Annotated in this window: 26 protein-coding genes and 1 pseudogene; 15 read left to right on the top strand and 12 right to left on the bottom strand. The window is 67.1% G+C overall.

Going from position 1 to position 25,612, the window contains the following annotated elements:
• Positions 1 to 149: 149 nt before the first annotated feature.
• Positions 150 to 1,448, bottom strand: a complete 1,299-nt coding sequence (locus ABIB25_RS17305; protein ID WP_354529720.1) for an NYN domain-containing protein — start codon at positions 1,446 to 1,448, stop codon at positions 150 to 152.
• 217 nt (positions 1,449 to 1,665) lie between these two features.
• On the opposite strand from ABIB25_RS17305, the gene ABIB25_RS17300 reads away from it, so the two are divergent.
• Together ABIB25_RS17300 and ABIB25_RS17295 are read left to right on the top strand one after the other, a co-directional pair.
• Positions 1,666 to 3,432, top strand: coding sequence for a DEDD exonuclease domain-containing protein (locus ABIB25_RS17300; protein WP_502919836.1), 1,767 nt, complete (start codon positions 1,666 to 1,668; stop codon positions 3,430 to 3,432).
• 563 nt (positions 3,433 to 3,995) lie between these two features.
• Entirely contained in the window at positions 3,996 to 4,277 is a 282-nt protein-coding gene (locus tag ABIB25_RS17295; protein WP_354529719.1) for an Lrp/AsnC family transcriptional regulator, read from the top strand.
• Between the two features lie 83 nt (positions 4,278 to 4,360).
• On the opposite strand, the gene trpD is transcribed toward ABIB25_RS17295, so the two are convergent.
• Together trpD and ABIB25_RS17285 are read right to left on the bottom strand one after the other, a co-directional pair.
• Complete coding sequence (trpD, locus tag ABIB25_RS17290; RefSeq protein WP_354529718.1) at positions 4,361 to 5,416, bottom strand: anthranilate phosphoribosyltransferase; 1,056 nt, start codon at positions 5,414 to 5,416, stop codon at positions 4,361 to 4,363.
• 3 nt (positions 5,417 to 5,419) lie between these two features.
• On the bottom strand, positions 5,420 to 5,839 hold the full coding sequence (locus ABIB25_RS17285) for a hypothetical protein (protein ID WP_354529717.1): 420 nt from the start codon (positions 5,837 to 5,839) through the stop codon (positions 5,420 to 5,422).
• A gap of 249 nt (positions 5,840 to 6,088) precedes the next feature.
• On the opposite strand from ABIB25_RS17285, the gene ctaE reads away from it, so the two are divergent.
• The 4 genes from ctaE to qcrB all read left to right on the top strand — a co-directional run bounded on the left by ctaE (position 6,089) and on the right by qcrB (position 10,395).
• On the top strand, positions 6,089 to 6,706 hold the full coding sequence (gene ctaE, locus ABIB25_RS17280; protein WP_354529716.1) for an aa3-type cytochrome oxidase subunit III: 618 nt from the start codon (positions 6,089 to 6,091) through the stop codon (positions 6,704 to 6,706).
• Between the two features lie 115 nt (positions 6,707 to 6,821).
• Positions 6,822 to 7,649 carry a cytochrome bc1 complex diheme cytochrome c subunit gene (gene qcrC, locus ABIB25_RS17275; RefSeq protein WP_354529714.1) on the top strand — a complete coding sequence of 276 codons (828 nt, stop codon included), beginning with the start codon at positions 6,822 to 6,824 and terminating at the stop codon, positions 7,647 to 7,649.
• Entirely contained in the window at positions 7,646 to 8,782 is a 1,137-nt protein-coding gene (qcrA, locus tag ABIB25_RS17270; protein WP_354529713.1) for a cytochrome bc1 complex Rieske iron-sulfur subunit, read from the top strand. Before qcrC ends, qcrA begins: the two co-directional genes overlap by 4 nt.
• Positions 8,782 to 10,395: a cytochrome bc1 complex cytochrome b subunit gene (gene qcrB, locus ABIB25_RS17265; RefSeq protein WP_354529712.1), complete on the top strand. Its 1,614-nt coding sequence runs from the start codon at positions 8,782 to 8,784 to the stop codon at positions 10,393 to 10,395. The genes qcrA and qcrB overlap by 1 nt, the downstream gene beginning before the upstream one ends.
• 197 nt (positions 10,396 to 10,592) lie before the next feature.
• Here qcrB and ABIB25_RS17260 read toward each other — a convergent pair whose 3' ends face one another.
• The 3 genes from ABIB25_RS17260 to ctaC all read right to left on the bottom strand — a co-directional run bounded on the left by ABIB25_RS17260 (position 10,593) and on the right by ctaC (position 12,639).
• Positions 10,593 to 11,045: a type VI secretion system tube protein Hcp gene (locus ABIB25_RS17260; protein ID WP_354529711.1), complete on the bottom strand. Its 453-nt coding sequence runs from the start codon at positions 11,043 to 11,045 to the stop codon at positions 10,593 to 10,595.
• 182 nt (positions 11,046 to 11,227) lie between these two features.
• Positions 11,228 to 11,686 (bottom strand): cytochrome c oxidase subunit 4, encoded by a 459-nt coding sequence (locus ABIB25_RS17255; RefSeq protein ID WP_354529710.1) that lies wholly within the window; start codon positions 11,684 to 11,686, stop codon positions 11,228 to 11,230.
• Positions 11,686 to 12,639, bottom strand: coding sequence for an aa3-type cytochrome oxidase subunit II (ctaC, locus tag ABIB25_RS17250; protein WP_354529709.1), 954 nt, complete (start codon positions 12,637 to 12,639; stop codon positions 11,686 to 11,688). Before ctaC ends, ABIB25_RS17255 begins: the two co-directional genes overlap by 1 nt.
• A 317-nt stretch (positions 12,640 to 12,956) precedes the next feature.
• Here ctaC and asnB point away from each other — a divergent pair, with 317 nt between their 5' ends.
• The gene (gene asnB / locus ABIB25_RS17245) at positions 12,957 to 14,879 is read left to right on the top strand and encodes an asparagine synthase (glutamine-hydrolyzing) (protein ID WP_354529732.1); all 1,923 of its coding nucleotides are present in this window, start codon (positions 12,957 to 12,959) and stop codon (positions 14,877 to 14,879) included.
• A 223-nt stretch (positions 14,880 to 15,102) separates the two neighbouring features.
• Here the strand turns inward: asnB and ABIB25_RS17240 are convergent, their stop codons facing one another.
• Together ABIB25_RS17240 and ABIB25_RS17235 are read right to left on the bottom strand one after the other, a co-directional pair.
• Entirely contained in the window at positions 15,103 to 16,047 is a 945-nt protein-coding gene (locus ABIB25_RS17240) for a carbohydrate kinase family protein (protein WP_354529731.1), read from the bottom strand.
• A 267-nt stretch (positions 16,048 to 16,314) separates the two neighbouring features.
• Positions 16,315 to 16,716 carry a HesB/IscA family protein gene (locus tag ABIB25_RS17235; RefSeq protein ID WP_502919833.1) on the bottom strand — a complete coding sequence of 134 codons (402 nt, stop codon included), beginning with the start codon at positions 16,714 to 16,716 and terminating at the stop codon, positions 16,315 to 16,317.
• Between the two features lie 248 nt (positions 16,717 to 16,964).
• On the opposite strand from ABIB25_RS17235, the gene ABIB25_RS17230 reads away from it, so the two are divergent.
• From ABIB25_RS17230 to ABIB25_RS17220, 3 genes are read left to right on the top strand one after another with little or no spacing between them, the layout of a single operon-like run.
• The gene (locus ABIB25_RS17230; RefSeq protein WP_354529708.1) at positions 16,965 to 17,597 is read left to right on the top strand and encodes a DUF3043 domain-containing protein; all 633 of its coding nucleotides are present in this window, start codon (positions 16,965 to 16,967) and stop codon (positions 17,595 to 17,597) included.
• Positions 17,598 to 17,599: 2 nt separating this feature from the next.
• Positions 17,600 to 17,902 carry a DUF2087 domain-containing protein gene (locus tag ABIB25_RS17225; protein ID WP_354529707.1) on the top strand — a complete coding sequence of 101 codons (303 nt, stop codon included), beginning with the start codon at positions 17,600 to 17,602 and terminating at the stop codon, positions 17,900 to 17,902.
• Positions 17,902 to 18,462: a TetR/AcrR family transcriptional regulator gene (locus ABIB25_RS17220; RefSeq protein WP_354529706.1), complete on the top strand. Its 561-nt coding sequence runs from the start codon at positions 17,902 to 17,904 to the stop codon at positions 18,460 to 18,462. The genes ABIB25_RS17225 and ABIB25_RS17220 overlap by 1 nt, the downstream gene beginning before the upstream one ends.
• On the opposite strand, the gene ABIB25_RS17215 is transcribed toward ABIB25_RS17220, so the two are convergent.
• Positions 18,463 to 19,872, bottom strand: coding sequence for a glucose-6-phosphate dehydrogenase (locus ABIB25_RS17215; RefSeq protein WP_354529705.1), 1,410 nt, complete (start codon positions 19,870 to 19,872; stop codon positions 18,463 to 18,465). It lies immediately after the preceding gene.
• Positions 19,873 to 20,086: 214 nt separating this feature from the next.
• Between ABIB25_RS17215 and ABIB25_RS29230 the strand changes: the two genes are divergently transcribed.
• Both ABIB25_RS29230 and ABIB25_RS29225 read left to right on the top strand, forming a co-directional pair.
• Positions 20,087 to 20,371, top strand: coding sequence for a DJ-1/PfpI family protein (locus ABIB25_RS29230; RefSeq protein WP_502919832.1), 285 nt, complete (start codon positions 20,087 to 20,089; stop codon positions 20,369 to 20,371).
• On the top strand, positions 20,362 to 20,526 hold the full coding sequence (locus tag ABIB25_RS29225; protein WP_502919831.1) for a hypothetical protein: 165 nt from the start codon (positions 20,362 to 20,364) through the stop codon (positions 20,524 to 20,526). Before ABIB25_RS29230 ends, ABIB25_RS29225 begins: the two co-directional genes overlap by 10 nt.
• A gap of 48 nt (positions 20,527 to 20,574) precedes the next feature.
• Here the strand turns inward: ABIB25_RS29225 and ABIB25_RS17205 are convergent, their stop codons facing one another.
• On the bottom strand, positions 20,575 to 20,781 hold the full coding sequence (locus ABIB25_RS17205) for a YdeI/OmpD-associated family protein (protein WP_354529704.1): 207 nt from the start codon (positions 20,779 to 20,781) through the stop codon (positions 20,575 to 20,577).
• Between the two features lie 280 nt (positions 20,782 to 21,061).
• Entirely contained in the window at positions 21,062 to 21,430 is a 369-nt protein-coding gene (locus ABIB25_RS17200; RefSeq protein ID WP_354529703.1) for a glyoxalase superfamily protein, read from the bottom strand.
• A 97-nt stretch (positions 21,431 to 21,527) separates the two neighbouring features.
• Between ABIB25_RS17200 and ABIB25_RS17195 the strand changes: the two are divergent.
• Positions 21,528 to 22,396 (top strand): annotated as a pseudogene (locus tag ABIB25_RS17195) (helix-turn-helix transcriptional regulator).
• On the opposite strand, the gene ABIB25_RS17190 reads toward ABIB25_RS17195, so the two are convergent.
• The gene (locus tag ABIB25_RS17190) at positions 22,381 to 23,721 is read right to left on the bottom strand and encodes a glutamine synthetase family protein (protein WP_354529702.1); all 1,341 of its coding nucleotides are present in this window, start codon (positions 23,719 to 23,721) and stop codon (positions 22,381 to 22,383) included. The pseudogene ABIB25_RS17195 and the gene ABIB25_RS17190 overlap by 16 nt on opposite strands.
• Before the next feature lie 97 nt (positions 23,722 to 23,818).
• Here ABIB25_RS17190 and ABIB25_RS17185 point away from each other — a divergent pair, with 97 nt between their 5' ends.
• Positions 23,819 to 24,868, top strand: coding sequence for an alpha/beta hydrolase (locus ABIB25_RS17185; protein WP_354529701.1), 1,050 nt, complete (start codon positions 23,819 to 23,821; stop codon positions 24,866 to 24,868).
• Positions 24,865 to 25,611, top strand: coding sequence for an esterase family protein (locus ABIB25_RS17180; RefSeq protein ID WP_354529700.1), 747 nt, complete (start codon positions 24,865 to 24,867; stop codon positions 25,609 to 25,611). The genes ABIB25_RS17185 and ABIB25_RS17180 overlap by 4 nt, the downstream gene beginning before the upstream one ends.
• Position 25,612: the final 1 nt, after the last annotated feature.

The raw sequence follows: 25,612 nt of genomic DNA, 5'->3' as shown, positions 1-25,612 counted from the left end.
CCAGGTGGGCCGAAGGCTCGCCGCAGCTGTCGGTGAGGACGCAGCCGGGTAAGGGTGGCTCCGGACCCGACCACCACAGCGGCCGCACAAAAAGAACGACAGCCAGGTGGGCCGAAGGCTCGCCGCAGCTGTCGGTAGCCGCCCGAACCTCAGCCCAGCAAGGCGAGCAACACATCGGATCCCGCGGTCCTGGCGCCCCGGCGACGGACGCCGTCGGCCACCTCACGGTCGGAGCTGACCACGACCACCACCCGACCTGACGGCTCGGCGGCCACCAGATCACGGATGACGTCGTCGGCGATGACCCCCGGCGGGGAGAACAACACGCGGATGCCACGCCCGGGCGGAGCCGGAACAGCGACCGCGGCACCGTCGAACACGATGGTCACGTCGACCCCCGTCCTTGCAGACAGGGCGGCCAGCACCCGGACCAGACGTTCCCGCTGCTGGGCCAGCGTCAGGCCGGGGTAGCCCGTCTTGCTGACGTTGTAGCCGTCCACGATGAGATGAGCGGCCGGTAGACCCAGCCAGGAGTGCAGTCTCGACGGATCGGCGGTGCTCTCGGCTTCCCGACCCGACCTAGGCAGTCGACCGGCGACCACGTCGGCCGGATCGGATCCACCGCCGGCCAGATCCCATTCCCTTCGCAGCCCGCTGACGGCGCCCTCAACGGTTGACAGCAGCAGGTCCAGCCTCCGGTCGGCCGTCGACTTGTGCAGGCCGGCCTGCTCGCGAACGCGTCCGAGGCTCTCCTGTGCCCGGTCCGCGCGCTCGACGGCCGACCGCGTGCGGTCCTGGAGAATCGTCACTTCGTCGGTCAACCGCTTGACCTGCCCACGGAGCGACACCAGTTCGTCGTGCGACTTCGCTGCCTCGGTCTCCTGGGCAAGCACTGCCTGCCGCAGCCGCGTACCTTGCTCGCGCAGTCGTCGCCGCAGCTTGTCGGCCTCGTCTGCGCTATTCGACCCGGGCTGTCCCAGGAGCCGGGCCTCGTCACGTTCGGTCGTGACCTGCTGCAGGTCTCGCTGCAACGACCGCACCGAACGTTTCAGTTCGGCGACCTCGGCTCGGAGACCTTCCGGTGCACTGCGCTCCATGGCCGCCATGAGCTCCTGCTCGGTGGGCAGCTTTAGCAGGTGGGCGACCGCGGCGGCCTCGGCATCCGCCACATCGTCGGATCGGGCAAGGGACCGGGCGTGCTCGGCGACGGCGGCTCGGAATCCGGGATCGGCATCCACCGCCTGGGCCAGGGCAGCCGCGCCCAGACGCGCCCGTTTGACGGGGGTGAACCTGGCCACCCTGACCAGCCCCGCTGGCACCTGCACCGGCAGTAGTCGGCCGAGGGCCTCCGCCGCCCAGCTGACGATGACCGTCCGCACTGCCGCCGGAAGGGCGCTGATCGGCGTTGGGTCGCCAGCGCCTCCGAGCGGGGCGGGTGTGTCCGACATAGGGCCATTGTGCGACCGCGGCGCACCCTCAGGGCGCCACGCCGGCCGTTTGTACATGAGTTCCACCGACCTGCGGTTCTCCCGGTGCGACCCCCGTTGTGGTCCCATCCGCAGCCACTCGAACCCAGCAGCACCACGCCCGACAGCTCCGGCGAGCCTCCGGCCCGCCTCGCTGTCGGTGGTCGCCTCTAGCGTCATGTCGGTGAGCAACATCGTGATCAGCAGTCCCAGAGGCAACAGCAGCACCAGGGGTGCCGCGTCTCTCCTCACCTCCGGCCAGCACAGCTTCGACGAACTGGGCGACCCGCTGCGCGACATCACGTTCGTCGTGGTCGATCTGGAAACCACCGGAGGCTCTGCAGCGACCGAGGCGATCACGGAGATCGGCGCAGTCAAGGTCAGAGGCGGGGAGGTACTCGGCGAGTTCGCCACACTGGTCGACCCCGGTCGGTCCATCCCGCCGCAGATCGTCATGCTCACCGGGATCAGCGACGCCATGGTCTTCGACGCCCCGACCATCGCCACCGTGATTCCGTCGTTCCTGGAGTTCGCCAGAGGGTCGGTGCTGGTCGCGCACAACGCCGGTTTCGACATCGGGTTCCTGAAGGCGGCCTGTGCCCGGATCGGGGTTCCCTGGCCGGGAAATGCGGTGGTGGACACGGTGAAACTGGCCCGCCGGGTGTTGACGAGGGAGGAGGCGCCGAGCGTCCGGCTCGGCCTGCTCGCTCCGCTACTCGGCTCCAAGGTCGCCCCGGATCACCGCGCGCTGACGGACGCCCGGGCCACCGTGGACGTACTGCATGCGCTGTTCGAGAGGCTCGGTCCGCTGGGCGTGCAGAGCCTCACCGAGCTCCAACAACTCTCTCGCGACGTCTCGCCGGCCCGGCGACGCAAACGGACACTCGCCGACCATCTCCCCACCACACCCGGCGTCTACCTGTTCCGAGGACGGTCCGACGAGGTGCTCTACGTCGGCACCTCGGTCAACCTGCGACAACGCGTGCGGTCGTACTTCGGGGCCGGCGAGACCCGCGGGAAGATCAAGCAGATGATCACCCTGGCCGAACGGGTGGACTACGTGGAGTGCGCCCACGCCCTCGAGGCGCACATCCGAGAGCAGCGGATGATCGCCGCGCACCAGCCGAAATACAACCGGCGGTCAAGATCACCGAACAAGGTGGTCTGGGTGGTGCTGACCGTCGAGCCTTTCCCGCGCCTGAGCATCGTGAACAATCCGCAGGCCGGACGGCCGACCGCTCTGGGTCCGTTTACCTCGCGGGCGGCAGCGACCACCGCAGTCGAGGCCCTGCAGGAAGTGGTCGGAGTGCGCCGATGCTCACAGCGATTATCCCTGTCCCCCAAGGGTTCAGCCTGTGTGCTAGCCGAACTGGGCCGGTGCGGAGCGCCGTGTGACGGCCGTGAGGACAAGACCAGCTACGCCGTCCACACCGCGCGCATCGCCGGCCTGATCGCAGGCTCGTCGGACGAGGTGCTGGTCGGACTGCGGGCACTGCTCGATCGACTGTCGGCGCAGGGCCGGTTCGACCAGGCTGCCGTGGTGCGCGACAGGCTGTCCGTGCTCGCCGAAGCTGTCGACCGCCGTCAGCGGCTCGGATCGTTCGCGGGTATCGAACAACTCGTGACGGCCAAGCCGGCTTCCGCGGGTGGGTGGGAGTTCGCCGTCATCCGGTACGGAAGGCTGGCGGCGGCCGGCCGGGCGCGCCTGGGGATCGACCCGATGCCGGTGATCGAGCTGCTGACCGCGTCGGCCGAGACGGTGATCCCGTCCGGCGGTCCACTGCCGGGGGCCAGCGCCGAAGAGACGGCTACCTTGCTGCGGTGGGTCGAGGGCGCCGGCACCCGACTGGTACAGAGCACCGAGCCCTGGCACAGCCCCGCCGCCGGCGCCGGCCGATGGCGACCGTTCATGGCCGCGGTCGGGCTGGCCAAGGCCCAGTTGGCTCCCGCCTCCTGGCGCTACTAGCAGCAGTCAATCTGGATGTGCCACTGACGGCCCCGCGTTGCGCGTGGCGTGGGCATGGCCGCATGTCGGCTCAGAAGGTCGGTCCGCTGGACGGCGAGGCGCTGAGATGGCCGCAACGGGCCTGGTCGCCGACGCCGGGGTGGTCGGGGACGGCCGACTAGTCGCGTGCGGTCGGTCCCGATGTCGCTGCGGTCGATAGCGAAGGTGGTAGTCGTTCGTAGTCGAACGACTAGGACCTGCGGTATCCACGGGTCCGGACGACCTGGGTAGGCAAGGTCGCCTTCCCAGCATCGCGTTTCAGGCATCGCGTTCCCAGCATCGCGTTTCGGGCATCGCGTTTCAGGTCCTTGTGGCTCCGGTGAACGTGAAGCGGACCGAACGCGTGACCAGCTGTCAGTACGGGAGCGGACCAGACCCAAGGCGCACCGTCACCGCGGAACGCGCAGACAGCTAGCATCGCCCCACCACCCAGACCCACACCGCCCAGACCCGCACCACCCAGACCCACACCACCCAGACCCACAACCCCGGAGTCACAACACCGAGCAGGAAGAGGTGCGCACATGGTGACCGCCATCGTGATGATCGACGTCGAGGCGGACCGGATCGTCGAGGTCGCGCAGGCCATCGCCGATCTCGCCGGGGTCGATCAGGTCTACTCCTGTGCGGGTGATGTCGATCTGGTCGCGATCACCTCGGTGGCCGACCACGAAGCGATCGCCGAATTGGTGCCCGGCCACATCTCGAAGATCCCGGGCGTGGTCCGCACCGTCACCCACATCGCCTTCCGCTCCTACTCCCAGCGGGACACCGCGGACGCGTTCTCCATCGGATTGCAGGACTGACGGGCAAACAGGTCCAGCCAGCTGGAAACATCAGCCAGCATCAGACCCAAAGCAGCACCAGTCGACGCCACCGGCCAGGAGTGCTACCCGGCGAGCTTGCTCCCGACCTCGACCCAGCGGGCGAGAAGTGCTGCGGCGGCGCCGGAATCGAGGGCCACAGCGGCACGAGCCAGGCCGGCCTCGAGGTCCGCGTCGAGATCTCCGGTGAGCCCGGCGTGGGCGGCGATCGCGGCCGCGGCATTGAGCATCACGGCATCGCGGACCGAACCGGCGCCGCCCTCGAAGACCCGGTTCGCGACCGCGCAATTGAACGCCACGTCGCCGCCGGTGAGGTCCCCCGGCTCGGACCGGACGAGGCCGAACCTCGTCGGATCGACGACCGCCTCGGTGATCGAACCCCCGCTGACCACCCAGACCGACGACGTCGTGGTGGTGGTGAGCTCGTCCAGTCCGTCATCACCTCGGAAGACCAGCACGTCCGCGCCCCGGTCGGCGAAGACGCCGGCGATCACCGGGGCCATCGCAATGTTCCCGCAGCCGATCGCCGACGCAGCGGGACGGGCCGGGTTGGACAGCGGACCGAGGATGTTGAAGAAGGTAGGAATACCCAGCTCACGACGGGCCGGGCCGGCAAAGCGCATCGACGGGTGGAAGACCTGGGCGAAGCAGAACCCGATGCCGACCTCGGCCACGGTGGCCGCCACCGCATCGGGACCCAGCATGATCGGCACACCGAGACCCTCTAGCAGATCCGCCGCCCCACACTTGCTGGACGCCGCCCTACCACCGTGCTTGACCACGGTCGCTCCCGCTGCCGCGGTCACCACCGCGGCCATCGTGGAGATGTTGACCGTGTTGGAGCGATCCCCGCCGGTGCCGACGATGTCGACGGTGCGACCCGGCACACTCACCCGCACGCTGTGCGCCAACATCGAATCTGCCAGGCCGGCGATCTCCTGGGCGGTCTCGCCCTTGGCACGCAACGCGACCGCAAACGCGGCCAGCTGAGCCGGGCTGGCCTCACCGGACATGATGCGATCCATCGCCCACGACGTCTCGACCGACGTCAGGTCGACGCCGTCCAGCAACGAGGTGAGCACCTGCGGCCAGGTGAATGTCGGAACCTGCTCAGAACCCACCGGTCAGACCGAACCTGCCGCGGCCGGGGTGGTCCTGGCCGGAAGCCGGCGCAGCAGCGAGGCGACCGTCTCGGCCGCCGTCACCGGATCCAGCGGGTGGACGAGGATCTCGTCGGCCCTCGCCCACGTCGCCAGCCAGCGGTCGGCTGCCCGGCGAACAGTCAGGATGATCGGCGGAATGATCTTCGCCTCCTGATGGATCTGCCGCGAGATCCCGATGCCACCGGTGGGCTGGGCCTCGCCGTCGAGGATGACGAGGTCGGCAACCTGGTCGTCGATGGCCATCAGCACGTCAGCCACCGAGGCGCATTCGAGGAAGTCGATACGGCCGACATCGGGCGCCGGGCGTCGCCCGATGGCGTTCATGATCCGCTCGCGGACGTCCTGTCGATGGCTGTAGACCACGACTACGGGGTTGCTCATCAGGTATTTCCCCTTCGGACCTCGACGAACTGCGATGGAATCGACCTGCGCCTGATCCTAGAGGTTCAGCCCTCGCGGATGGTGGTCCGGGTCCACGGGGCGCGGCGCGCCGCAGACACCCAATTTTTACAACGTGTCGAAGATCTTTTAAGGCCCTGACCTGCAGAGATGTGAAGTTTGGCCGAGATTGCTACGAAATTGAGTAGACCCGCAGGCACGCCTGGCGCGAGGGCGGTACATAATTCATCTGTGACGACTGCGACCGGTCCAGCAGGGGCCCCCGCCATCAGCTCGCGGATCCATACGCTCAACCGGCCGAACATGGTGAGCGTCGGGACGATCGTGTGGCTGGCCAGCGAACTGATGTTCTTCGCCGGCCTCTTCGGCATCTACTTCACGGCGAAAGCCACCAACACCACCGGTGAATGGCCGACCAAGCCGACGACACTCGACGTTCCCTACGCCCTGACGTTCACCATCATCCTGGTGGCCTCGTCGTTCACCTGTCAGCTCGGCGTGTTCGCTGCTGAGCGGGGCGACGTGTTCGGCCTCCGGCGCTGGTACCTGGCAACCCTGGTGATGGGCGCGATCTTCGTCCTCGGCCAGGCGAACGAGTACCACAACCTCGTCGAGGAGGGCACGACCTTCTCGTCGTCCGCCTACGGCACGGTCTTCTTCTTGACCACCGGCTTCCACGGCCTGCACGTCATCGGCGGGTTGATCGGATTCATCATCCTGATGGGCCGGACCAAGCTGTCGAAGTTCACCCCCGCCCAGGCGACGAGCGCCATCGTCGTTTCCTACTACTGGCACTTCGTCGACGTGGTCTGGATCGCTCTGTTCGCCACGATCTACCTCATCCAATGACCCCGGTCACCTTGGTCGCGATAGTGCGTCCGAACCCGTGTTCGCCGCCGTATCACCCAGATAGAGCATCGACCAGCAACACACACCGACGCGAGACGAGTACGAGGTGCCCCGCATGACCAAGAGCAAGGTGCAGAACGAAGCCGGCAAGGTGGGACGCAGCGGACGCCGTCGCACGAAGACCGTCCGTCGAATCACCGGCGGGTTGGCTTTGATGTTCGCCCTGATCACCATGGGTTTCGTGTACTCGGCTCTGCAGCCGAACCCGCAGACCGCCTCCGCCGACACGGCCAGCACCGCGGACATCGCCAAGGGCAAGGACATCTACCAGGTCTCCTGCATCACCTGCCATGGCGCGAACCTCCAGGGCGTGCTCAACCGCGGCCCGTCGCTGATCGGCGTCGGCCAGGCGGCCACCTACTTCCAGGTGTCGACCGGCCGTATGCCCGGCGTGGCCAACGGCGCACAGAACCCGCGCAAGAATCCGTCGTTCAACGACGAGCAGATCAGCTACCTGAGCGCCTACATCGAGTCCAACGGCGGCGGACCCTCCGTCCCCGGCGGGGACCTGCAGGCCGTTGCCGACGTGTCCAAGGGCGGGGAGCTGTACCGCCTGAACTGCGCGTCCTGCCACAACTTCACCGGTCAGGGTGGCGCACTCTCGCAGGGGAAGTACGCCCCGAACCTCGATCAGGCCACGAACGAGCAGATCTACGCCGCCATGCTCTCCGGCCCGGAGAACATGCCGAAGTTCTCCGATGCGCAGCTCACCCCCGTCGAGAAGAAGGCGATCATCGCCTACGTCCAGAACAACAAGGCCTCCGTCAGCCCGGGTGGCTACGCCCTGGGCGGCTTCGGTCCCGCACCCGAAGGTCTCGTCGCCTTCCTGGTCGGCATGGGCGCGATCGTGGCCCTGACCCTGTGGATGGGGGCCAGAGCATGAGTGGCGGGGAGGACGTCGAAATCCCGTCGGATGACGAGATGAAGAAGATGTCCAAGGAGGAGCTCACCCGCCTGGGTGCGGCCCTCGATGGCGTCGAGCTGGTCGAGTACGGCGAGCGGTATGTACCGGGGTCCCCGGCGGACCGTCGGGCCGAGCGCAATGTGGCGAAGTGGTTCGTGCTCACCGCGATCTTCGGGGTGGCCGCAGCGGCGTTGTTCGTCTTCTGGCCGGCCGGCTACCAGACCGCTTACTCCGGAAGCAGCCAGACCCTCTACGGCCTGTACACACCGCTGGTCGGCGCCACCCTGGGTGCGAGCGTTCTGTTCTTCGGCATCGGCGTCATCGCGCTGGCGAAGAAGATCGCGCCGCACGAGGTCGCCGTCCAGCAGCGTCACGTCGGGATGTCCGACGAGGTCGACCGCCAGACGCTCGGCGCCGAGATGGTCGACACCGTCGACAAGATGGGCATGGTCAAGCGTCGTGGCGTGCTCAAGGGCTCGCTCGTGCTGGCCGGTGGCGCACTCGGCCTTGCCACCCTCATCCCGATCCTCGGCGGCTTCATCAAGAGCCCTTGGTCCAAAGGCGCCGATTCCGACCTGTGGGTGACGCTCTGGAAGCCGGTCGTGCTCCCGGACAAGACCACCCAGAAGGTCCGGCTCACCCAGATCGACGGGACACCGGTCCGGCCGGCCGACGTCTCTGCCGGCGGCATCGTCACGGTGTTCCCCGGTGTCGACGGTGGCGCGAAGTCGTCCGACTCGGCGGTACTCCTGTTCCGTCTGCGCTCGGACAGCAACGTCATGATCCGCAACGGTCAGGACGGTTTCGAGTACGGGGACTACTACGCGTACTCCAAGATCTGTACCCACGTCGGTTGCCCGGCCTCGCTGTACGAACAGCAGACCGGACGCATTCTGTGCCCCTGCCACCAGTCGCAATTCGATGTCTTCGACGGCGCCAAGCCCGTTTTCGGGCCCGCCACCAGGCCGCTCCCGCAGCTGCCGATCGAGCTGGATGCCCAGGGGTACTTCGTCGCCAGGAGCGATTTCATCGAACCCGTGGGCCCAGGTTTCTGGGAGTCCAACGCGGGTAGTACCAAATGGGGATCCCATCCGAAGGGAAGCAAAGCCTGATGAGCAGTCTCACCACGCGTACCAAGAAGAAGACAGACGGTCCGGTGCAGGCTGCCCTGGACGGAGCGGATGTCCGCTACCACGGCGCCCGCCCGTTGCGGACGGCGATGAACAAGGTCTTTCCGACGCACTGGTCGTTCATGCTCGGTGAGGTAGCGATCTACTCGTTCCTCATCCTGCTGCTGTCCGGCGTGTACCTGACCCTGTTCTTCGACGCCTCCATGGGCGAGGTCGTCTACAACGGTGTCTACGACAAGCTTCGCGGCGTCCCGATGTCGCTGGCCTACAAGTCGACGCTCGACATCTCGTTCGAGGTGCGCGGCGGACTCCTGATCCGACAGATCCACCACTGGGCGGCCCTGATCTTCCTGGCCTCGATGATGCTGCACATGGCCCGGGTGTTCTTCACCGGCGCCTTCCGCAAGCCGCGCGAGGCCAACTGGATCATCGGTGTGCTTCTGCTGGTTCTGGGCATGGCCGAGGGCTTCCTCGGCTACTCCCTGCCGGACGACCTGCTCTCCGGCACCGGACTTCGTGCCATTTCCGCCTTCCTGCTCTCCATCCCCGTCATCGGGACCTGGATGCACTGGGCCGTCTTCGGTGGCGACTACCCGGGGACCATCGTGATCGGCCGCTTCTACGCCATCCACATCCTCCTGATCCCCGGGATCATCCTGGCGCTGATCGCGGTGCACGTCGCCCTCGTCTGGTTCCAGAAGCACACCCAGTTCGCGGGGCCCCGTGCCACCGAGAACAACGTGGTGGGCGTCCGGGTCCTGCCGACCTTCGCCGCGAAGGGCGGTGGCTTCTTCGCGGTCGTCACCGGCATCATCGCGATCATGGCCGGTCTGTTCCAGATCAATCCCATCTGGACGAACGGTCCGTACAACCCGGCGCAGGTCTCGGCCGGCGTACAGCCCGACTTCTACATGGGCTTCCTGGACGGCATGGTCCGCGTCTGGCCGGCCTGGGAGATCCGAAACCTGTTCGGGCACTACATGGTTCCGGCGGTGTTCTTCCCGGCCATCGGCGGTGCGACGGTCCTGCTGTTCCTGGTCCTGTCGTATCCGTTCATCGAGAAGAAGTTCACCAAGGACAACGCGATGCACAACATCCTGCAGCGTCCTCGTGACGTTCCGGTCCGGACCTCGCTGGGTGTCGCGTTCATCGCCTTCTACGTCATCAACCTGATCAACGGCGCCAACGACATCATCGCCTTCAAGTTCGACATCTCGCTGAACGTGATGACGTGGGTCGGTCGGATCGGGTCCATCACCTTGCCGGTCCTTGCCTACGTGGTCACCTACCGCCTGTGCCTCGGCCTGCAGCACTCCGACCGCGATGTGCTCGAGCACGGCATCGAGACCGGCATCATCAAGCGTCTGCCTCACGGTGAGTTCATCGAGGTCCATCAGCCGCTGGGCCCGGTAGACGATCATGGTCACCCCATCCCGTTGGCCTATCAGGGTGCTCCGGTGCCCAAGCGGATGAACCAGCTCGGTTCGGCTGGCCATGCGGTCAAGGGCACCTGGAGTGCGCACGATGAGACCGGCATCATCGACAACTCCGAGCATGCCGGGCAGGGCGTCATAGAAGTCGGCCCGACCAGATAGCTTGCAGCTGTAGCCACGAGGGCCCCATCGGATTCCGATGGGGCCCTCGTGCATGTCCTGCTCGGGTCGCTCACCCGTTGCACAAGCGTCAGACCTGCCTCTGGGTGCGGAAGTCGAAGGTGGTGACGACCGGCGGACCAGAGCTGCCGTGTGGCTTCCGCGGGTAGACCGATCCCGCCCACCGGACCCGACCACGGTCAGCACCGCGCGGTCCAGGTGCCGCCGGTCGCGGCGGCCAGTGCGGTGAGCGGGGATGCCACGCCCCACGGTGCGATGGAGACGAAGTCGAGCGGCTTCCACTTGCCCGAGCCGCGACCGCTGCCGGCGGCGATCGTCCCCGGGTTGGTCAGACCCCAGGACCAACCGTCCACCACGATCTGATGGCGGTAGGTCACGTCGGTGGAATCACCCGGGATGCCCGACATCTCGAGTAAGTAGTGGGACGTGGGGTTCGCCGGGAGTACGGCCGTGGCGGCCTCACCAGGAGCCGCTGCCGCTATCGACGGGAAGAACGCGTCACTGCCGACCGTGCCGAGGCCGATGGCCCCACCTTCAGGACAGCGCGCTGTGATCGTTGCTGCTCGGACATGTCGCTTGATCGTTGCTGCTCGGACATGTCGGTAGATCCTCTCCGTGGACGACAGCAGCACGGATGGTGCTACCTGGCATCCAGAGCACTCCGGAGGCACGGTGATACCACGGTGATACCGGTGGCCCCGTTCGTCCCAGTCCACGATGTTCGCGGACAGCAGGAAGGGCTGCCATCCGGAGACGACAGCCCTTACTCGTGAGGCAATGAGGCGGTCTGCAGCCGCCCGAAGAGTGAGGCCGGTCAGTGCGAGGTCGGCCGGCGGTGGTACTCGAACTGCAGGCCGCAGATCGTGACCAGCAGGAAGCCAATCGTGATGACCATCATCCAGACCAGGAGGAAGGCAGTGGCGACGGCGGTGAACGCCGCTGCAAGTGCCATGCCGAATGGCCAGTACGAACCCGGCGAGAAGAAGCCGAGATCACCGGCACCGTCCGATACCTCGGCATTTTCGTGATCCTCCGGCCGGGCCGCTTCGAGACGGCGCGAGGAGAACAGCAGGAAGGTCCCGATGATCAGCGAGAGGCCCGTCGTCAGGACGAGCGCGACGACGCCGACAGGCTCTGTGGCGCCCGCGAAGATCGCGTACAGCACCGAGGCGAGGGCGAAGAAGCCGGTCAGCGCCAGGAAGATCCAGGCCTCGACCTGTAGCCCTCGCTTCGGGGGGGCCGACGGTTCGAGATCAGCGTGATCGACTGCCATCACTTCCCTCCGGCCAGGGGCAGAGAGGCCGACTTGGCCTGACGGTTGGGATCGATCGGGTAGGTCGTCGTCGAGAGCGGCGCACAGAGGGTGCCACAGCTCGTGATCTCGTCGCCGGTCTTCTTTAGCGCTTCGGCCGTCGTGTAGCCACGGCCGGTGGCCGGGTTGATGGTCTGGCGGAGCTTGAGGTATTCGTCGTAGACGTTCTGCGGAACACCGCGGACCTCGAAGTTCATCGCCGAGTGGTAGGTGCCGCAGAGTTCCGCGCACCGACCGACCATGGCTCCAGGGTTGTCGATGCTGTTCTGGAAGACGTTCTGCGTGTTGTTGGCCGCCGGGTCCGGGAAGACGTCCCGCTTGAACAGGAAGTCGGGCACCCAGAACGAGTGGATGACGTCCTTCGACTGCAGCGTGTACTGGATCGTCTTCTGCACCGGCAGGATCAGGATCGGCACTTCGCTGGCGGTGCCGACCGTGTGTACTTCCTGCGTCTTGTCGTCAGGCGAGGTGGTGCCGTCGTAGCTGAAGTCCCACAGCCACTTCGACGCGGTGACATTGACCTTCACGTCCGGGTTGGCGACGTTCTTCAGCACGAAGTTCTCGGTGGTGACGGCGAAGTAGAACAGCACGGCGACCATCAGGAACGGAACCGCGGTGTACACGAGTTCGAGCGGAAGATTTTCCTTCGTCTGCTTCGGGTAGAGGGGCGAGTTCTTCTTCTTGCGGTGGAACGTGAAGGTCCAGAACATCAGCCCCCACACCGCGATACCGATGGCCAGCGCCGCGATGAAGGTCCAGGACCAGAAGTGCTGCATCCGCAGGGCCTGGGGCGTCGCGCCTTCGGGCCAGCCGAAGCGGGGCAGATCGTCCGCGGAACAACCACTGAGCAGCAGACCGGCCGCTGCGAGCGAGCCGGCCAGCACATACCGCCGAGTACTACGAGTCCGAGCCACTCGGGCGCCCTCCTTGAAGAACCTCGGCGGCCACCGAACGCGGTGCCGCCGTCCTGCACGTTTCATGTCAAGAACCTCTGACACCACTGAGATTACTCGACTCCGACACCCTCGACCCGGTCAGGGCCGTTGTGGCGTGAGTCAAATCTACAACTTGTCGAAGATGATTCGAGAATAGGCCCGCGAGGCGCCGGGGCGCACGTTCGAGTCGCTGCAAAAAGCGGTCGCCGAGGGGGCGCTGCGCGGCGGATCTGTCCCCCCACTGACGGATACTGGGTGCGCCTACCGACGATGACAGAAATTGGGTGACCGACCTCGTGTGCGGATTGATGGGCTTCCTGTCCTCCACCGGCAGTGCCGACGAACGGGTCGACCGGGTGCGGGCGGTGGCCGCCGGTATGCGGTGCGCGCGGCACCGTGGACCGGACGACGCCGGCACGTGGAACGACGGCGATGTCGTCTTCGGGTTCAACCGCCTGTCCATCATCGATCTCGAGCACTCCCACCAGCCGCTGCGCTGGGGGCCTCCGGAGTCCCCCGACCGCTATGCCCTCGTCTTCAACGGGGAGATCTACAACTATCTGGAACTTCGGGCGGAGTTGGCCGCCGAGTTCGGCGCCACGTTCCGGACCGAGGGTGACGGCGAGGCGATCGTGGCCGGGTTCCACCACTGGGGCAAGGCCGCGGTCTCGAGGTTGCGCGGGATGTTCGCGTTCCTGATCTGGGACACCGAGACCAGGCGGCTGTTCGGCGCGCGGGACCCGTTCGGCATCAAGCCGATGTTCACCGCGACGACGCCCGACGGCATCGGGTTCTCGTCGGAGGAGAAGGGCCTGCGGGAACTGACCGGGCCGGCCGTCGTGGACGAGACGGCCCTGCAGCACTACCTGGTGCTCCAGTACGTCCCGGAGCCGGCCACCATGGACGCGGCTATCCGCCGGGTCGAGTCCGGGACGCTGTTCAGCCTGGAGCCGGGTGGGGTCCTGCAGGCCGAGCGCTATTTCCACCCGACGTTCGCCCCGTCCCGGATCTCCGGCGCCGCCGAGGAGAAGGCCCTCTACCAGCGCATCGCCGACGTCCTGGACGATTCGGTCGGCGCCCACATGCGGGCCGACGTCACCGTCGGCTCGTTCCTGTCCGGTGGCATCGACTCCACCGCGATCGCGGCCCTGGCCAAGCGTTACAACCCGGATCTGATGACGTTCACCACTGGATTCGACCGCGACGGTTTCTCCGAGATCGACGTCGCCGCCGAGAGTGCGGCCGCCATCGGGGTGCGGCACGTCGTCCGGACGGTGACCGAGGAGGAACTGACCGGCACCCTGCCGCTGATCGTCTGGTATCTGGACGAGCCGGTCGCCGACCCCGCGCTGGTGCCGTTGTACTTCGTCGCCAACGAGGCCCGCAAACACGTGAAGGTGGTGCTGTCGGGAGAGGGGGCCGACGAACTCTTCGGAGGCTACAACATCTACCGCGAACCGGCGTCGCTGGCTCCGATGACGTCGCTCCCCCGTGGCCTCCGCAAGGGTCTGGCCGCAGTGGGACGCGCACTGCCGCAGGGTTTCCGGGGCAAGGACATGCTGCGGCGCGGTGCAATCGACCTGGAGCAGCGCTACTACGGCAACGCGCGGATCTTCCGTGACGAACAGCTGCCGCCGGTGCTGCGGACCTACTCGCCCGCCCGGTCGATCCGCGACGTGACCGACCCGATCTACGCGCGATCGCTGGGGTCGGATCCGATCTCCCGGATGCAGCACATCGACCTGTTCACCTGGCTCCGCGGCGACATCCTGGTCAAGGCCGACAAGATGACGATGGCCAACTCCCTGGAGCTCCGCGTCCCGTTCCTGGACCCGCGGGTGTTCGAGGTGGCCAGGAGCGTGCCGCCGGAGTATCGGGTGCAGGGCCACGCGACCAAGGTGGCGCTGCGCCGGGCGATGGAGCTGATCGTCCCGCCGCACGTGCTGAACCGGAAGAAGCTGGGCTTCCCGGTGCCGATCCGGTACTACCTGAAGGAGGGCTCCTACGACTGGGCCCGCAACATCATCACCACGTCGCAGACGGAGCAGTACATCGACCCCGCGGCGGTGCTGAAGCTGCTCGACGACCACCGGGCCGGCGTCGCCGACTACTCACGCCCGATCTGGACCGTGCTGGTGTTCCAGCTCTGGCACGAGATCTTCGTGACCGGCGCCCTGAAGCCCGTGATCCCCGAGCCGACCTACCCCGTCTTCCTCTGACCCCGGCCCCTGCGCGTCCCAAGTACCCCGCGCGTCCCAAGTACCCCGCGCGTCCCAAGTACCCCGCGCATCCCAAGTACCCCGCGCATCCCCAAGTACCCCGCGCATACAGGAGTGCCCTGCGCATACAGGAGTGCTCGAAAACCGGCTTCTGGAGCCGGTTCCAGGAACATCCGTATGCGCACAGCAGTTCTGTATGCGCCGGAGGGGTCGGACGGACGGGTCAGACGGTGACGAAGCCCATGGCGTTGGAGATCTCCTGCGCTGCCGGGTCGCCGTAGCAGGCGGCCAGCCGGGCCATCGCGGTGATCGGGTCGAACGTGTATTCCTGGGTGCCGATCGTCTCGAGCACCAGGGTGGCCATCAGGGATCCGAGCTGGGCCGACCGCTCGAAGTCAAGGCCCCGGTACTGACCGGCGACAAAGCCGGAGCGGAAGGCGTCGCCGACACCGGTCGGGTCGATCTTGGCCAGCTCCGGCACCACCGGGATGTGCAGGTGGGATCCGTCGGCAGCGACGATCTCGACACCCTTGGAACCCAGTGTGGTGACCCGGTGCCCGACACGTTCCAGCAGCTGCGACTCTGTCCAGCCCGTCTTCGACAGCAGCAACCCGAGCTCGTAGTCGTTGGAGAACCAGAAGGCAGCACCGTCCACCAGTTTGGCGGCGTCCACGCCCTCCATCCGGGCCAGCTGCTGCGACGGGTCGGCGGCGAAGGTGAATCCCCGCTGACGACATTCCTCGGCATGACGGACCATCGCGGCCGGGTCGCCGGCGCTGATCATCACCAGGTCGATCGAGGACACCACGTTGGCCACCGGGCCGATCTCGATCTCGCGCGACCGGGCCATCGCCCCCGCGTAGAACGAGCCGATCTGGTTCATGTCGTCGTCGGTGGTGCAGACGAACCGAGCGGTCTGCACATCCTCGAAGATGTGCACGTGGGAGCAGTCGACGCCGTGGCGCTGCAGCCAGCTCGAGTAGTCGTCGAAGTCCGCACCGACCGCATCTAGCAGGATCGGGTTGACCCCGAGAAGCCCCATGCCGAAGCAGATGTTGGCCGCCACTCCGCCGCGACGCACCACCAGATCGTCCACCAGGAACGACAGGGAGACCCGGTGCAGCTGGTCCGGAAGGAGCGAGTCGGTGAACTTGCCCGGGAAGTGCATCAGGTGATCGGTGGCGATGGAGCCGGTGACGACGATGGGCACGAGGCCTCTTTCGATTCATTTCGGGGCGAGCGCTGTGACACCGCTACCACCTCGGACGCTGACGGACGAGGACGACCTTACCGTCTCCGCGGTGCTACCGACTGCTGGCAACTGGCACCCCGACGGCTCGACCGACACGCTGAAACAGAAGGGCCGCCGCACCCTCACGGGTACGACGGCCGGCTTCTTGTGCCCGCGAGCTTCGTGCGCCCGCGAATGCTCAGGTCAGTGGAAGGAGTCACCGCAGGCGCAGGAGTTTCCCGCATTGGGGTTGTCGATGGTGAAGCCCTGCTTCTCGATCGTGTCGACGAAGTCGATGACGGCGCCGTCCAGGTAGGGCTTCGACATGCGGTCGACCGCGAGGCCGATGCCGTCGAAGTGGACCAGGGCGTCGCCGTCGAGGCTGCGGTCGTCGAAGAAGAGCTCGTAGCGAAGGCCTGAGCAGCCACCGGGCTGGACGGCGATACGGAGCACCATCTCGGAGCTTCCATCGCGCTCGAGCAGCGCCTTCGCCTTGGCGGCGGCGGTGTCGGAGAGCGTCACGCCGTGGGCGCGCACCTCGGTGGTGGCCTCGGCGGTCACAGGGCTGACGTCCTGCGTGGAGGTCTGCGTATCGGCGGTAGTCATATGACTCCCTCTCTCGGCGACCGACGGATCGGGCGTGATGTATGGGGTGGTGTCCTTGACCGGCCTTGCTGCACCGGCTCTACTTCGATGATGCCACGCCACAAGCGCGCTGAAGAGTCGACTCGACCACTTCTCTCCCTCCAACCACGCTCGTTCTGGCCCTATTCCCGCACCATTCCCGGGTGCGGGGCTGCAGCGGGGCGTGATCGGCGGTGTCGGTGGCGGTGCGCGTCACCTATCCTGCGGAGGTGAGTTTTCTTCGCCGTAAGTCGGCTGACCAGGGATCCGATGTCGCCGTCGTGGCCGAGCCCGAGGCGCCGACGGTCGGCAAGGGCCGCCCGACACCCAAGCAGAACCAGGCGCAGGGCCGACGGGGCCCGGTCGCTCCCCCGCCCAAGACGCAACGCGAGGCGATCAAACGGTCCAAGACGGTCGGCAAGACCTTGACCAAGGACGAGCGCAAGGTGGCGTCCGTGCAGCGGCGCGAGCGGATGATGCGCGGCGACGACGCCTACGTCCTGCCCCGTGACCGCGGTCCGGTGCGTGCCTTCGTCCGGGACGCCACTGATTCGCGGCGCAACATCGCCGGCATCCTGCTCCCAGTGGCGCTGCTGTCCTTCATCATCCTGCTGATCAACAACGCAACGGTGCAGCTGATCGGCCCGTTCATCCTGCTGATCGCGATCCTGGCCGCCGTAGTCGACTCCATCGCGTTCGGTCGTCAGCTGAGCCGCCGGGTGGCCGAGAAGTTCCCGAAGGGCGATCCCTCGGGTCTGTCGATCAAGCCGCGTTCGCTGGGCTTCTACGCCTTCAACCGCGCCTGCCTGATCCGCAAGTGGCGGGTACCGCGCCCCAGGGTCGGTCGCGGGGACGCCGTCTGACGGTGAGCGGCGACGAATTGCTCCGTGCCGCGGAAGCGCACCGGGACCTGGTCCGGAAGCGGTATTTCGACGAGGACGGCCGGCTGCACACCATGCCGCGCAAGCAGTCCCGCAAACTCGCGGTCCTGGACGTGATCGCTGCGCGGTTCGTACCGGGCGTGCACTACCTCGAGGTCGAGGTGAACCGGGAGCTCATCGGGATCTACGACGACTACGTGACGCTGCGCCGTTCGTTGATCGACTTCGGGCTGATGGACCGCAGGGACGGGCGCTACTGGCGGTCCGGCGGGTCCGTGGACTTCTGATGACGGCTCGGCGCGGATCCCGGCCCCAACACATCATCCGGGCCGCCGCCGATCTGTTCGCCGCCGACGGCTACCCGGCCACCGGGATGGACCAGATCGGCGCAGCCGCCGGCATCACCGGCCCGGCGATCTACCGGCATTTCGATTCCAAGGCCACGATCCTGGCTGCGGTGTTCGACGGCATCATCGACGCCGTGACGGCAGTACCACCCGGTGAACGCACGATCGACGATCCCGCCGCCGATCTCCGCGCGCTGATCGAGGTCTATGCCCGTGCGGTCGGTTCCCGGCGTCGACTGATGGCCGTCTTCGTCCGCGAGGTCCACCACCTGCCCGCCGAGCACCAGCAGAAACTCGGCGAGAGGCAGCGCGCGCTGGTCCGCCAGTGGCGGACCCTGCTCGCCGCAGTGCACCCGGACTGGAGTCCAGAGGTCGTCCGGACCACCGTGCACGGTTGCTTCGGCATGCTCAACGCCCTCGGCACCTTCGACTCGGCGTTGACCGATGATGAGTTGGCCGCCACGCTCGTCGTGCTCGCCACCCGGATGCTCGACCTGTAGCTACTTCTTCGAAGCGTCCAGGAACCAGCCGTGTGGGCCGGGCAGGGCCGAGCCCTCGGCGGGGCCGGTCGATCCAGGTGCGTAGGGCAGCGGGGCGGGGCGGTTGTCGAGGATCGACTCGGAGGCCCCCCACGCGTGCGAGAGCCCGGTGCTGGTGGTGAACAGGGACCGGTCGCCGATCGTCACGTCGTGGATGAGCGAGACATATGGCGGCAACGGATCTCCGCCGGGGACGTCGTCCAGCGACAGGCCGATGGTCTGCTCGACCAGGTCCATGCCCGGCCCCGGGTTCTTCACCACGACGGACACGGACATGGAGCCGGAGCCGGCCAGCGAGAAACTCAGCACCGTGCCCTCGCCGGGGATCTGGGTCAACGGACCTTCCGGCTTCTTGAGCAGGATCGAGACCCGCTGCGCACTTTCGGCCAGGTACTTACCGCTGCGCAGCAGGAACGGCACACCGTGCCAGCGATCGGTGTCGACCCACAGCCGCACCGCGGCGTAGGTGTCGGTGGTGGACTTGTCGGCGACCTCCGGCAGATCCAGGTAGCCGTCGGCCTGGCCGAGCACGACGTCCTCAGCAGCCAGCGGGCGGAACGCCGAGAGGACGGATTCCCTTGCGTCCTGCAGGTTCTCGGCGGAGAAGTCGATCGGCGGCTCCATCGCGATCTCGGCAGCCACCTGGAACAGGTGGGTGACCACCATGTCGCGCAGGGCGCCGGTGGCGTCGTAGAACGCGGCACGATCGGCGACGTCGAGCGTTTCGGGCACGTCGATCTGGATCTGCTGGACGTGCTCGCGGCTCCAGATCTGGCCGACGATCTGGTTCGCGAACCGCAGCACGTGGAGGTTCTGGGTGGCCTCCTTGCCGAGGAAGTGGTCGATCCGGTAGACCTGCTCCTCCTTCATCACCGACAGCACCAGTTCGTCCAGCGCCCTGAAGGACTCGGGGCTGGTGCCGTAGGGCTTCTCGTACACGACACGCGCGCCGTCGAGGAGCTCGTGCGCCGAGAGGCCCTTTGTCATCACCTCGAAGGCGACCGGCGGGATGGCCAGGTAGTGGATGTACTTGGCGTCGGCGCCGAGCAGTTCGTGCGCCTCCTTCAGGACGTCGAGCAGCGAGCCCGGGTCGTCCTCGTCGAATCCACCGCCGGCGAACCGCAGGTGATCGGAGAAATCCGACCAGACCTTCTCGTCGAGGGTGATGCCGCCGAATTCGTCGAGGGCGCCCCGCACCCGCACCTTGAAGTCCTCGTGGGCCAGGTCGCCGCGACCGTTGCCGATCAGCAGCCATGATTCCGGCATCAGGCCGTGCTGGGCCAACTGGTAGAACGCCGGCAGCACCATGCGCTTGGCCAGGTCGCCAGTAGCCCCGAAGAGAACGAAGACGGTGGGCTCGGTGGAAGGCATGACAAATTCCCATCTGTGCGGTGACTCTGATGTGCGCTGACCCGGATCCGGCAAGTCGGACCAGTCCACTGTTCCCTATCCCGCCCGACCGAACGCAGCCGCCTCCGTGACGATCGTCTCGGTGCCTCGCTGCGGCCCCACGGGTCACGGCCACCCGCTGTAGGTCCGGCACGTCGGAGGCCATGCACTGGCGGTTCAGCCCGACGTCCTACTGGTGCCGGGCGGAGTCGGCACCCGGCAGCTCCTGCGCGACGAGCGGGTGCTCGACTGGGTCAGACACGCCCACCGGAGCACGAGACTGACCACCTCGGTCTGCACCGGCAGCCTGGTGCTGGCCGCAGCGGGCGTGCACGACGGACTACCCGCGGCCACGCATTGGGGCTCCTACGAACTCCTCACAACTCTCGGCGCGGTGTCGACCGGCGAACGGGTGGTCCCGCTGTGGGATCACCGGATCATCACCAGCGCAGGGGTTCCAGCGGCATCGACATGGCGCTGACCGTGATCGCCCACCTGGTGGACGACGTCGCCGCGGTGGCCGCCCAACTCATCACCGAGTACGACCCGCAACCGCCCTTCGACGCCGGTTCCGTCGCCGGAGCCGGTGCGCTGGTGCTGGAACGGGCCCGCGAGTACAGCGCCGTTCGGGACTGATCGACCACGGGCCCGCGATCAGCGGATCCGCGATCAGGGTGTCCGCGATCAGGGTGTCCGCGGCTTCGGATGGTTGGCGCCGATGTTCTCGGCCGCTAGCGCGACCGTCGTCTCCAGACGTCGCAGCCGGGTAGCCGGCCGCTTGGCCTTCGCGATCCACTCCAGGACGATTTCCCTCGACGACGGCGGAAATCCTAGAAAGTAGGCCTGCGCCAACGGGTTCCGATCCAACAGCACCTGCCGATCGTCGGGCACGACCAGGTCCTGCGCCTCCGCGAGCGAGTCCCAGGTCCCAGGTCCCGGTGGCGATCGCCCGGTCGATGACGGCCTGACCGGCCGGATTCATCAGCCCCAGCTCGGTCAGCTCACGGACCCGATCACGGTTGACCCGGCCCCAGGTGCTCTGCGGACTGTTCTTGTGCTGGATCACCACCCGGACCGACGACGCCGAATCGCCGTTGGCGTCCAGCAATTCGCGCCACGCCGCCCGGGAGTCAGGCTGGAAGACGTCCACCGAGGAGGTCATCGCGGGCGCCTATCGGATCGGAAGCTCCTGCAGGGCCCAGGCATTGCCGTCCGGGTCGGCGAAATAGACGAATCGCCCCCACGCCAGATCCTGCACCGGACTGACCTGGACACCACGGGCGCTCAGTTCGTCGAAGGCCTGGTCGGCACTGGCCACGACCACCTGGATCCCCTTCACCGAGCCGGGTTCGGCGTCCGTCAACCCGTTGCCGAAGGAGATCGAGCAGGCCGATCCGGGCGGAGTCAGCTGTACGAAACGGATCTCGTCGCCGACCCGTTGATCGTGGTCGACCTGGAAGCCCACCCGGTCGGCGTAGAACGCCTTCGAAGCATCCACATCGCTGACGGGCAGGATGAGCAGCTCGATCTTGTAGTCCATGACCTTCTCCTTCTTGGGTGATGTCCGTTGCTGTCGAGACCAGCCTAGGAGGGAATGAGGAACGTTTGCTTCCTCATGGATGGGCAGGATCGGAAAGATGCTGAACACATCGGCCAGGCTGCTCACACTGCTTTCCCTGCTGCAGACGCCGCGCCACTGGACCGGTGCGGAACTGGCGCAGCGCCTTTAGGTCAGCGGTCGCACCGTCCGGGCCGACATCGGCCGACTGCGGGAGCTGGGCTACCCGGTCGATGCCACCCGCGGATCGATCGGCGGCTACCGCAGGTGCGCACGTGCGCAGTTGCCGCCGTTGCTGCTCGACGACGACGAGGCCGTCGCTGTCACCATCGGGCTGCGCACCGCCACCGGCAACGTCGTCCAGGGTCTGGAGGAAGCCTCGTTGCGCGCCCTGTCGAAGGTGGAACGGGTGCTGCCGTCGCGATTGCGACGCCGGGTGAACACGTTGCAGCAGTTCGTGTGCTGGTCAGCTGGGGACGGCGGTGGTACCTGGTCGGTCGGGACGTCGACCGGACGGACTGGCGCACCTACTTGGTCGACCGGATGCGGCTACGTACGCCGAACGGGCCGCGGTTCATGCCACGGGAGCTTCCCGAGAAGGATGTCGCAGCCTATGTCTCACAACGGATCTCGTCGGCATCCTGGAGGTTCTACGCCCGGATCGCGGTACATGCCCCGGCCGCGGTGATCACCGACCGCATCGACCCGACGGTGGGCACCGTCAAACCGCTGGGTACCGATCGGTGCGTACTGAGCACCGGCGCCGACCACCTGGAAACCCACGCCGTGTACCTCGGAATGCTCGGGCAGGACTTCACCGTGACCGAGCCGCCGGAGCTGATCGACCATCTCCGCCTGCTCGCCGACCGGTACGCGAAGGTCGACCCCGGCAGCGACGTGAGCGGCTCGGAATACGACGTGACAGTCCCGGACTACAGAGAGAGATAGCGCCGCAGTTCGAACGGCGTGACCTGGCGTCGGTAGGACTCGAACTCCGCACGCTTGTTACGCAGGAAGTAGTCGAAGACGTGCTCCCCCAACGCCTCCGGTACGAACTCCGATCGTTCCATGACGGCAAGCGCCGATTCCAGGGAGGCCGGGAGCCGCACGTAGCCGAGGGCGCGGCGCTCGGTCTCGCTCAACGACCAGACGTCGTCCTCGGCGGGCGCCGGCAGTTCGTAGCCCTCGCGGATCCCGCGCAGACCCGCGGCGATGACGACGGCGAACATCAGGTACGGGTTGCAGGCGGAGTCGGGTAGGCGGAACTCCATCCGCTGGCTGGAGGACTTCCCCGGTGAGTAGTTGGGCACCCGGATCAGGGCGGAGCGGTTGGCCTGCCCCCACGAGGCGGTCGTCGGGGCCTCGTCGCCGAGCACCAGTCGCTTGTAGGAGTTCACCCACTGGCACGACACCGCGGTGATCTCCGGCGCGTGCTTGAGCACGCCGGCGAGGAAAGCCTTGCCGGTGGGCGACATCTGGTACTCGTCGTCCGCGTCGTAGAACGCGTTGGTCTCGCCTTCGAACAACGAGAAGTGCGTGTGCATCGCCGATCCGGGGTGATCGGGGAACGGCTTGGGCATGAAGCTCGCCCGCACCCCCTGGGTGATGGCGACCTCCTTCACCACGTACCGGAACGACATGATGTTGTCGGCCATCGTAAGGGCGTCGGCGTACCGGAGGTCGATCTCCTGCTGGCCCGGAGCACCCTCGTGGTGGGAGAACTCGACCGAGATGCCCATCGCCTCGAGGGTCTCGATGGCCCGACGGCGGAAGTGCGGGGCCACGTCGTGGGAGGACTGGTCGAAGAAGCCACCCTGGTCGGCGGGCTCCGGCGGGGTGCCGTCGCTCGGCAGGTCCTTCATCAGGAAGAACTCGATCTCCGGGTGGACGTAACAGGTGAAGCCCATCGACGCGGCCTCGCCCATCACCCGGCGCAGCACGTGCCGCGGATCGGCCCAACTGGGGCTGCCGTCCGGCATGGTGATGTCGCAGAACATCCGCGCCGAGTAGACCTTGCCGTCGTCGGTCTCCCAGGGCAGCACCTGGAAGGTGGAGGGGTCGGGCTTGGCGATCATGTCCGATTCGAAGACGCGGGCGTAACCCTCCACGGCGCTGCCGTCGAACCCGATGCCCTCGCTGAAGGCGCCCTCGAGTTCGGCGGGTGCCACTGCGACCGACTTCAGGTACCCGAGAACGTCGGTGAACCAGAGGCGAACGAAGCGGATGTCCCGCTCTTCAAGGGTGCGCAGGACGAACTGCTGCTGACGGTCCATGGACACACCCTATGTACGCCGTATTTCTGACTTGTTGCCCACCCCACTCCCTGCGCGTAAGGCCTGCACAGCGGGATGCCTGCCGTACGGTCTGCTGATGCCCTGGGAGGAAACGCCGCTGCTCGGGGTGACGCAGACCTCGTCCGCCGGCGTCGTCTTCCGCTTCCCCCACGCGCCCGGCGTCCAGGCTGTGCGAGTCGAGGTGGACTGGCCGCTCGGCGACACCGGCCCGGACCTCAGGCTGCAGGACGGCCAGTGGCAACTGGAGCTCCCACGTCCGGCGGTCGACCGGATGGAATACCAGTTCCTGGTACGCGCGGCCCACGGCACCGCAGTCCATCCCGACCCGGGCAACCCCCTGCGCGTCGGCAATCCGTTCGGCGAGAAGTCGGAGATCCGTTTCCCCGAATATCGAATGCCCGGCTGGCTGACCGGGTCCGACGGCGGGCGGTGCCGCCCGCTGGCCACCGCAGTCGGGAAGTTGGCCTGCCCGGTGCCCGTGACACTCTGGGCTCCCGACGGGCTCGACTCCGGTGTCACCGCCCCGCTGCTGCTGGCCAACGACGGCTCCGACATGACCCAGCGCGGCTCGCTGCTCGTCTGGGCCACCGCAGCGATCAAGGAACACGGACCCTTCCGGGTGGCGCTGCTCGACCCGGCCCACGGTCTCCGCGACGCCTGGTACGCCGCGGGCGCCGACTACGCCGACCACGTCGCTTTGACGGTGCTGCCGGCGATCGGAGCGCAGGTGGCCGTCGGGCGGACGGTCGGGCTCGGCGCCAGTCTCGGCGCCCTGTCCATGCTGATGATCGCGCAGCGGCACCCGGGCGTGCTGCACGCCCTCGCCCTTCAATCGGGGTCGTTCTTCACCGCCGCGCTGGACCCGCAGGAGAGCGGCTACGACTACTTCGACCGGATCTGCTCCGCCGTCGGCGTCCTGGCCACCGGCCCGGCGGTCCGGTCCGACCGGGTGCTGATGACGTGCGGCGCCGTGGAGGAGAACCTGGCCAACAACGAGCTGATGGCGACAGCGCTTGCCGCGCAGGGGTATCGGGTGCAGTCCAAGATCGTTCCCGACGCCCACACCATGATCGGCTGGCGGGACGCCTGGTCCCCCGGCCTCGAGGAGTTGATGAGCACCCCATGACAAGGACCGAGCACCACCGGCTGGATTCCCCGTCGATCAAGGGCACCCGCGAGGTCGTCGTCCACGGGCACTGGGGTCGTCCGATCCTGTGGTTCCCGTCGGAAGGCGCGGGCGCCGACGAGTTCGAGAACAACGGCATGGTCGACGCGCTTCGCGAAGCCATCGACGGTGGCCGGATCAAGGTGTTCTGCGTGCCCTCCTATGACGAACAGTCCTGGTCGGCGCGCGACAAGCCGCAGGGCGAACGGGCCAGGGCACACCGGCGGTACGAGGACTGGATCATCTGGCAGGTCGTGCCGTTCGTCCGGGACAGCTGTGGCGGACGGGACGACATCGTGACCGCTGGAATATCTCTCGGTGCCTTCCACGCTGTCCTGTTCGCGTTGCGTCACGCCCACGTGTTCACCAGAGCGGTGGCCTTCTCCGGGAGCTACGACCCATGGAACTGGCATGCCTGGGGCGATTCGGACGACGACACCGACCTCACCAATCCGATGCAGTTCCTGCCCCGCACCTACGGTGGACACCTGGATCACCTGCGCGCAAGCCTCTACCTGACGCTGGTGGTCGGCAGCGGGCAATGGGAGGACAGCACCGGGTCGCTGGACTCGACCCGTCGGCTCGCTGCTGTGCTGGCGGACAAGCAGATCGCCCACGAGATCTACGTGTGGGACTCGCAGTGGCCGCACGACTGGCCCAGCTGGCGAGCGCAGGCCGCCGTGTATCTCCCGCTTCTGGGCTGAG

This window comes from Nakamurella sp. UYEF19 (genome assembly GCF_040546275.1).
Classification (GTDB): domain Bacteria; phylum Actinomycetota; class Actinomycetes; order Mycobacteriales; family Nakamurellaceae; genus Nakamurella.
Note: the sequence above shows the minus strand (reverse complement) of the source record. Positions and strands in the feature narration are given on the sequence as shown.

Bases quoted from the DNA above. Each gene is read 5' to 3' on its own strand.
- ABIB25_RS17305 (WP_354529720.1), bottom strand. From the start codon at position 1,448: ATGTCGGACACACCCGCCCCGCTCGGAGGCGCTGGCGACCCAACGCCG.
- ABIB25_RS17295 (WP_354529719.1), top strand. From the start codon at position 3,996: ATGGTGACCGCCATCGTGATGATCGACGTCGAGGCGGACCGGATCGTC.
- ABIB25_RS17285 (WP_354529717.1), bottom strand. From the start codon at position 5,839: ATGAGCAACCCCGTAGTCGTGGTCTACAGCCATCGACAGGACGTCCGC.
- qcrC (WP_354529714.1), top strand. From the start codon at position 6,822: ATGACCAAGAGCAAGGTGCAGAACGAAGCCGGCAAGGTGGGACGCAGC.
- qcrA (WP_354529713.1), top strand. From the start codon at position 7,646: ATGAGTGGCGGGGAGGACGTCGAAATCCCGTCGGATGACGAGATGAAG.
- qcrB (WP_354529712.1), top strand. From the start codon at position 8,782: ATGAGCAGTCTCACCACGCGTACCAAGAAGAAGACAGACGGTCCGGTG.
- ABIB25_RS17255 (WP_354529710.1), bottom strand. From the start codon at position 11,686: ATGGCAGTCGATCACGCTGATCTCGAACCGTCGGCCCCCCCGAAGCGA.
- ABIB25_RS17240 (WP_354529731.1), bottom strand. From the start codon at position 16,047: ATGCACTTCCCGGGCAAGTTCACCGACTCGCTCCTTCCGGACCAGCTG.
- ABIB25_RS17235 (WP_502919833.1), bottom strand. From the start codon at position 16,716: ATGACTACCGCCGATACGCAGACCTCCACGCAGGACGTCAGCCCTGTG.
- ABIB25_RS17220 (WP_354529706.1), top strand. From the start codon at position 17,902: ATGACGGCTCGGCGCGGATCCCGGCCCCAACACATCATCCGGGCCGCC.
- ABIB25_RS17215 (WP_354529705.1), bottom strand. From the start codon at position 19,872: ATGCCTTCCACCGAGCCCACCGTCTTCGTTCTCTTCGGGGCTACTGGC.
- ABIB25_RS29225 (WP_502919831.1), top strand. From the start codon at position 20,362: ATGGCGCTGACCGTGATCGCCCACCTGGTGGACGACGTCGCCGCGGTG.
- ABIB25_RS17200 (WP_354529703.1), bottom strand. From the start codon at position 21,430: ATGGACTACAAGATCGAGCTGCTCATCCTGCCCGTCAGCGATGTGGAT.
- ABIB25_RS17190 (WP_354529702.1), bottom strand. From the start codon at position 23,721: ATGGACCGTCAGCAGCAGTTCGTCCTGCGCACCCTTGAAGAGCGGGAC.
- ABIB25_RS17185 (WP_354529701.1), top strand. From the start codon at position 23,819: ATGCCCTGGGAGGAAACGCCGCTGCTCGGGGTGACGCAGACCTCGTCC.
- ABIB25_RS17180 (WP_354529700.1), top strand. From the start codon at position 24,865: ATGACAAGGACCGAGCACCACCGGCTGGATTCCCCGTCGATCAAGGGC.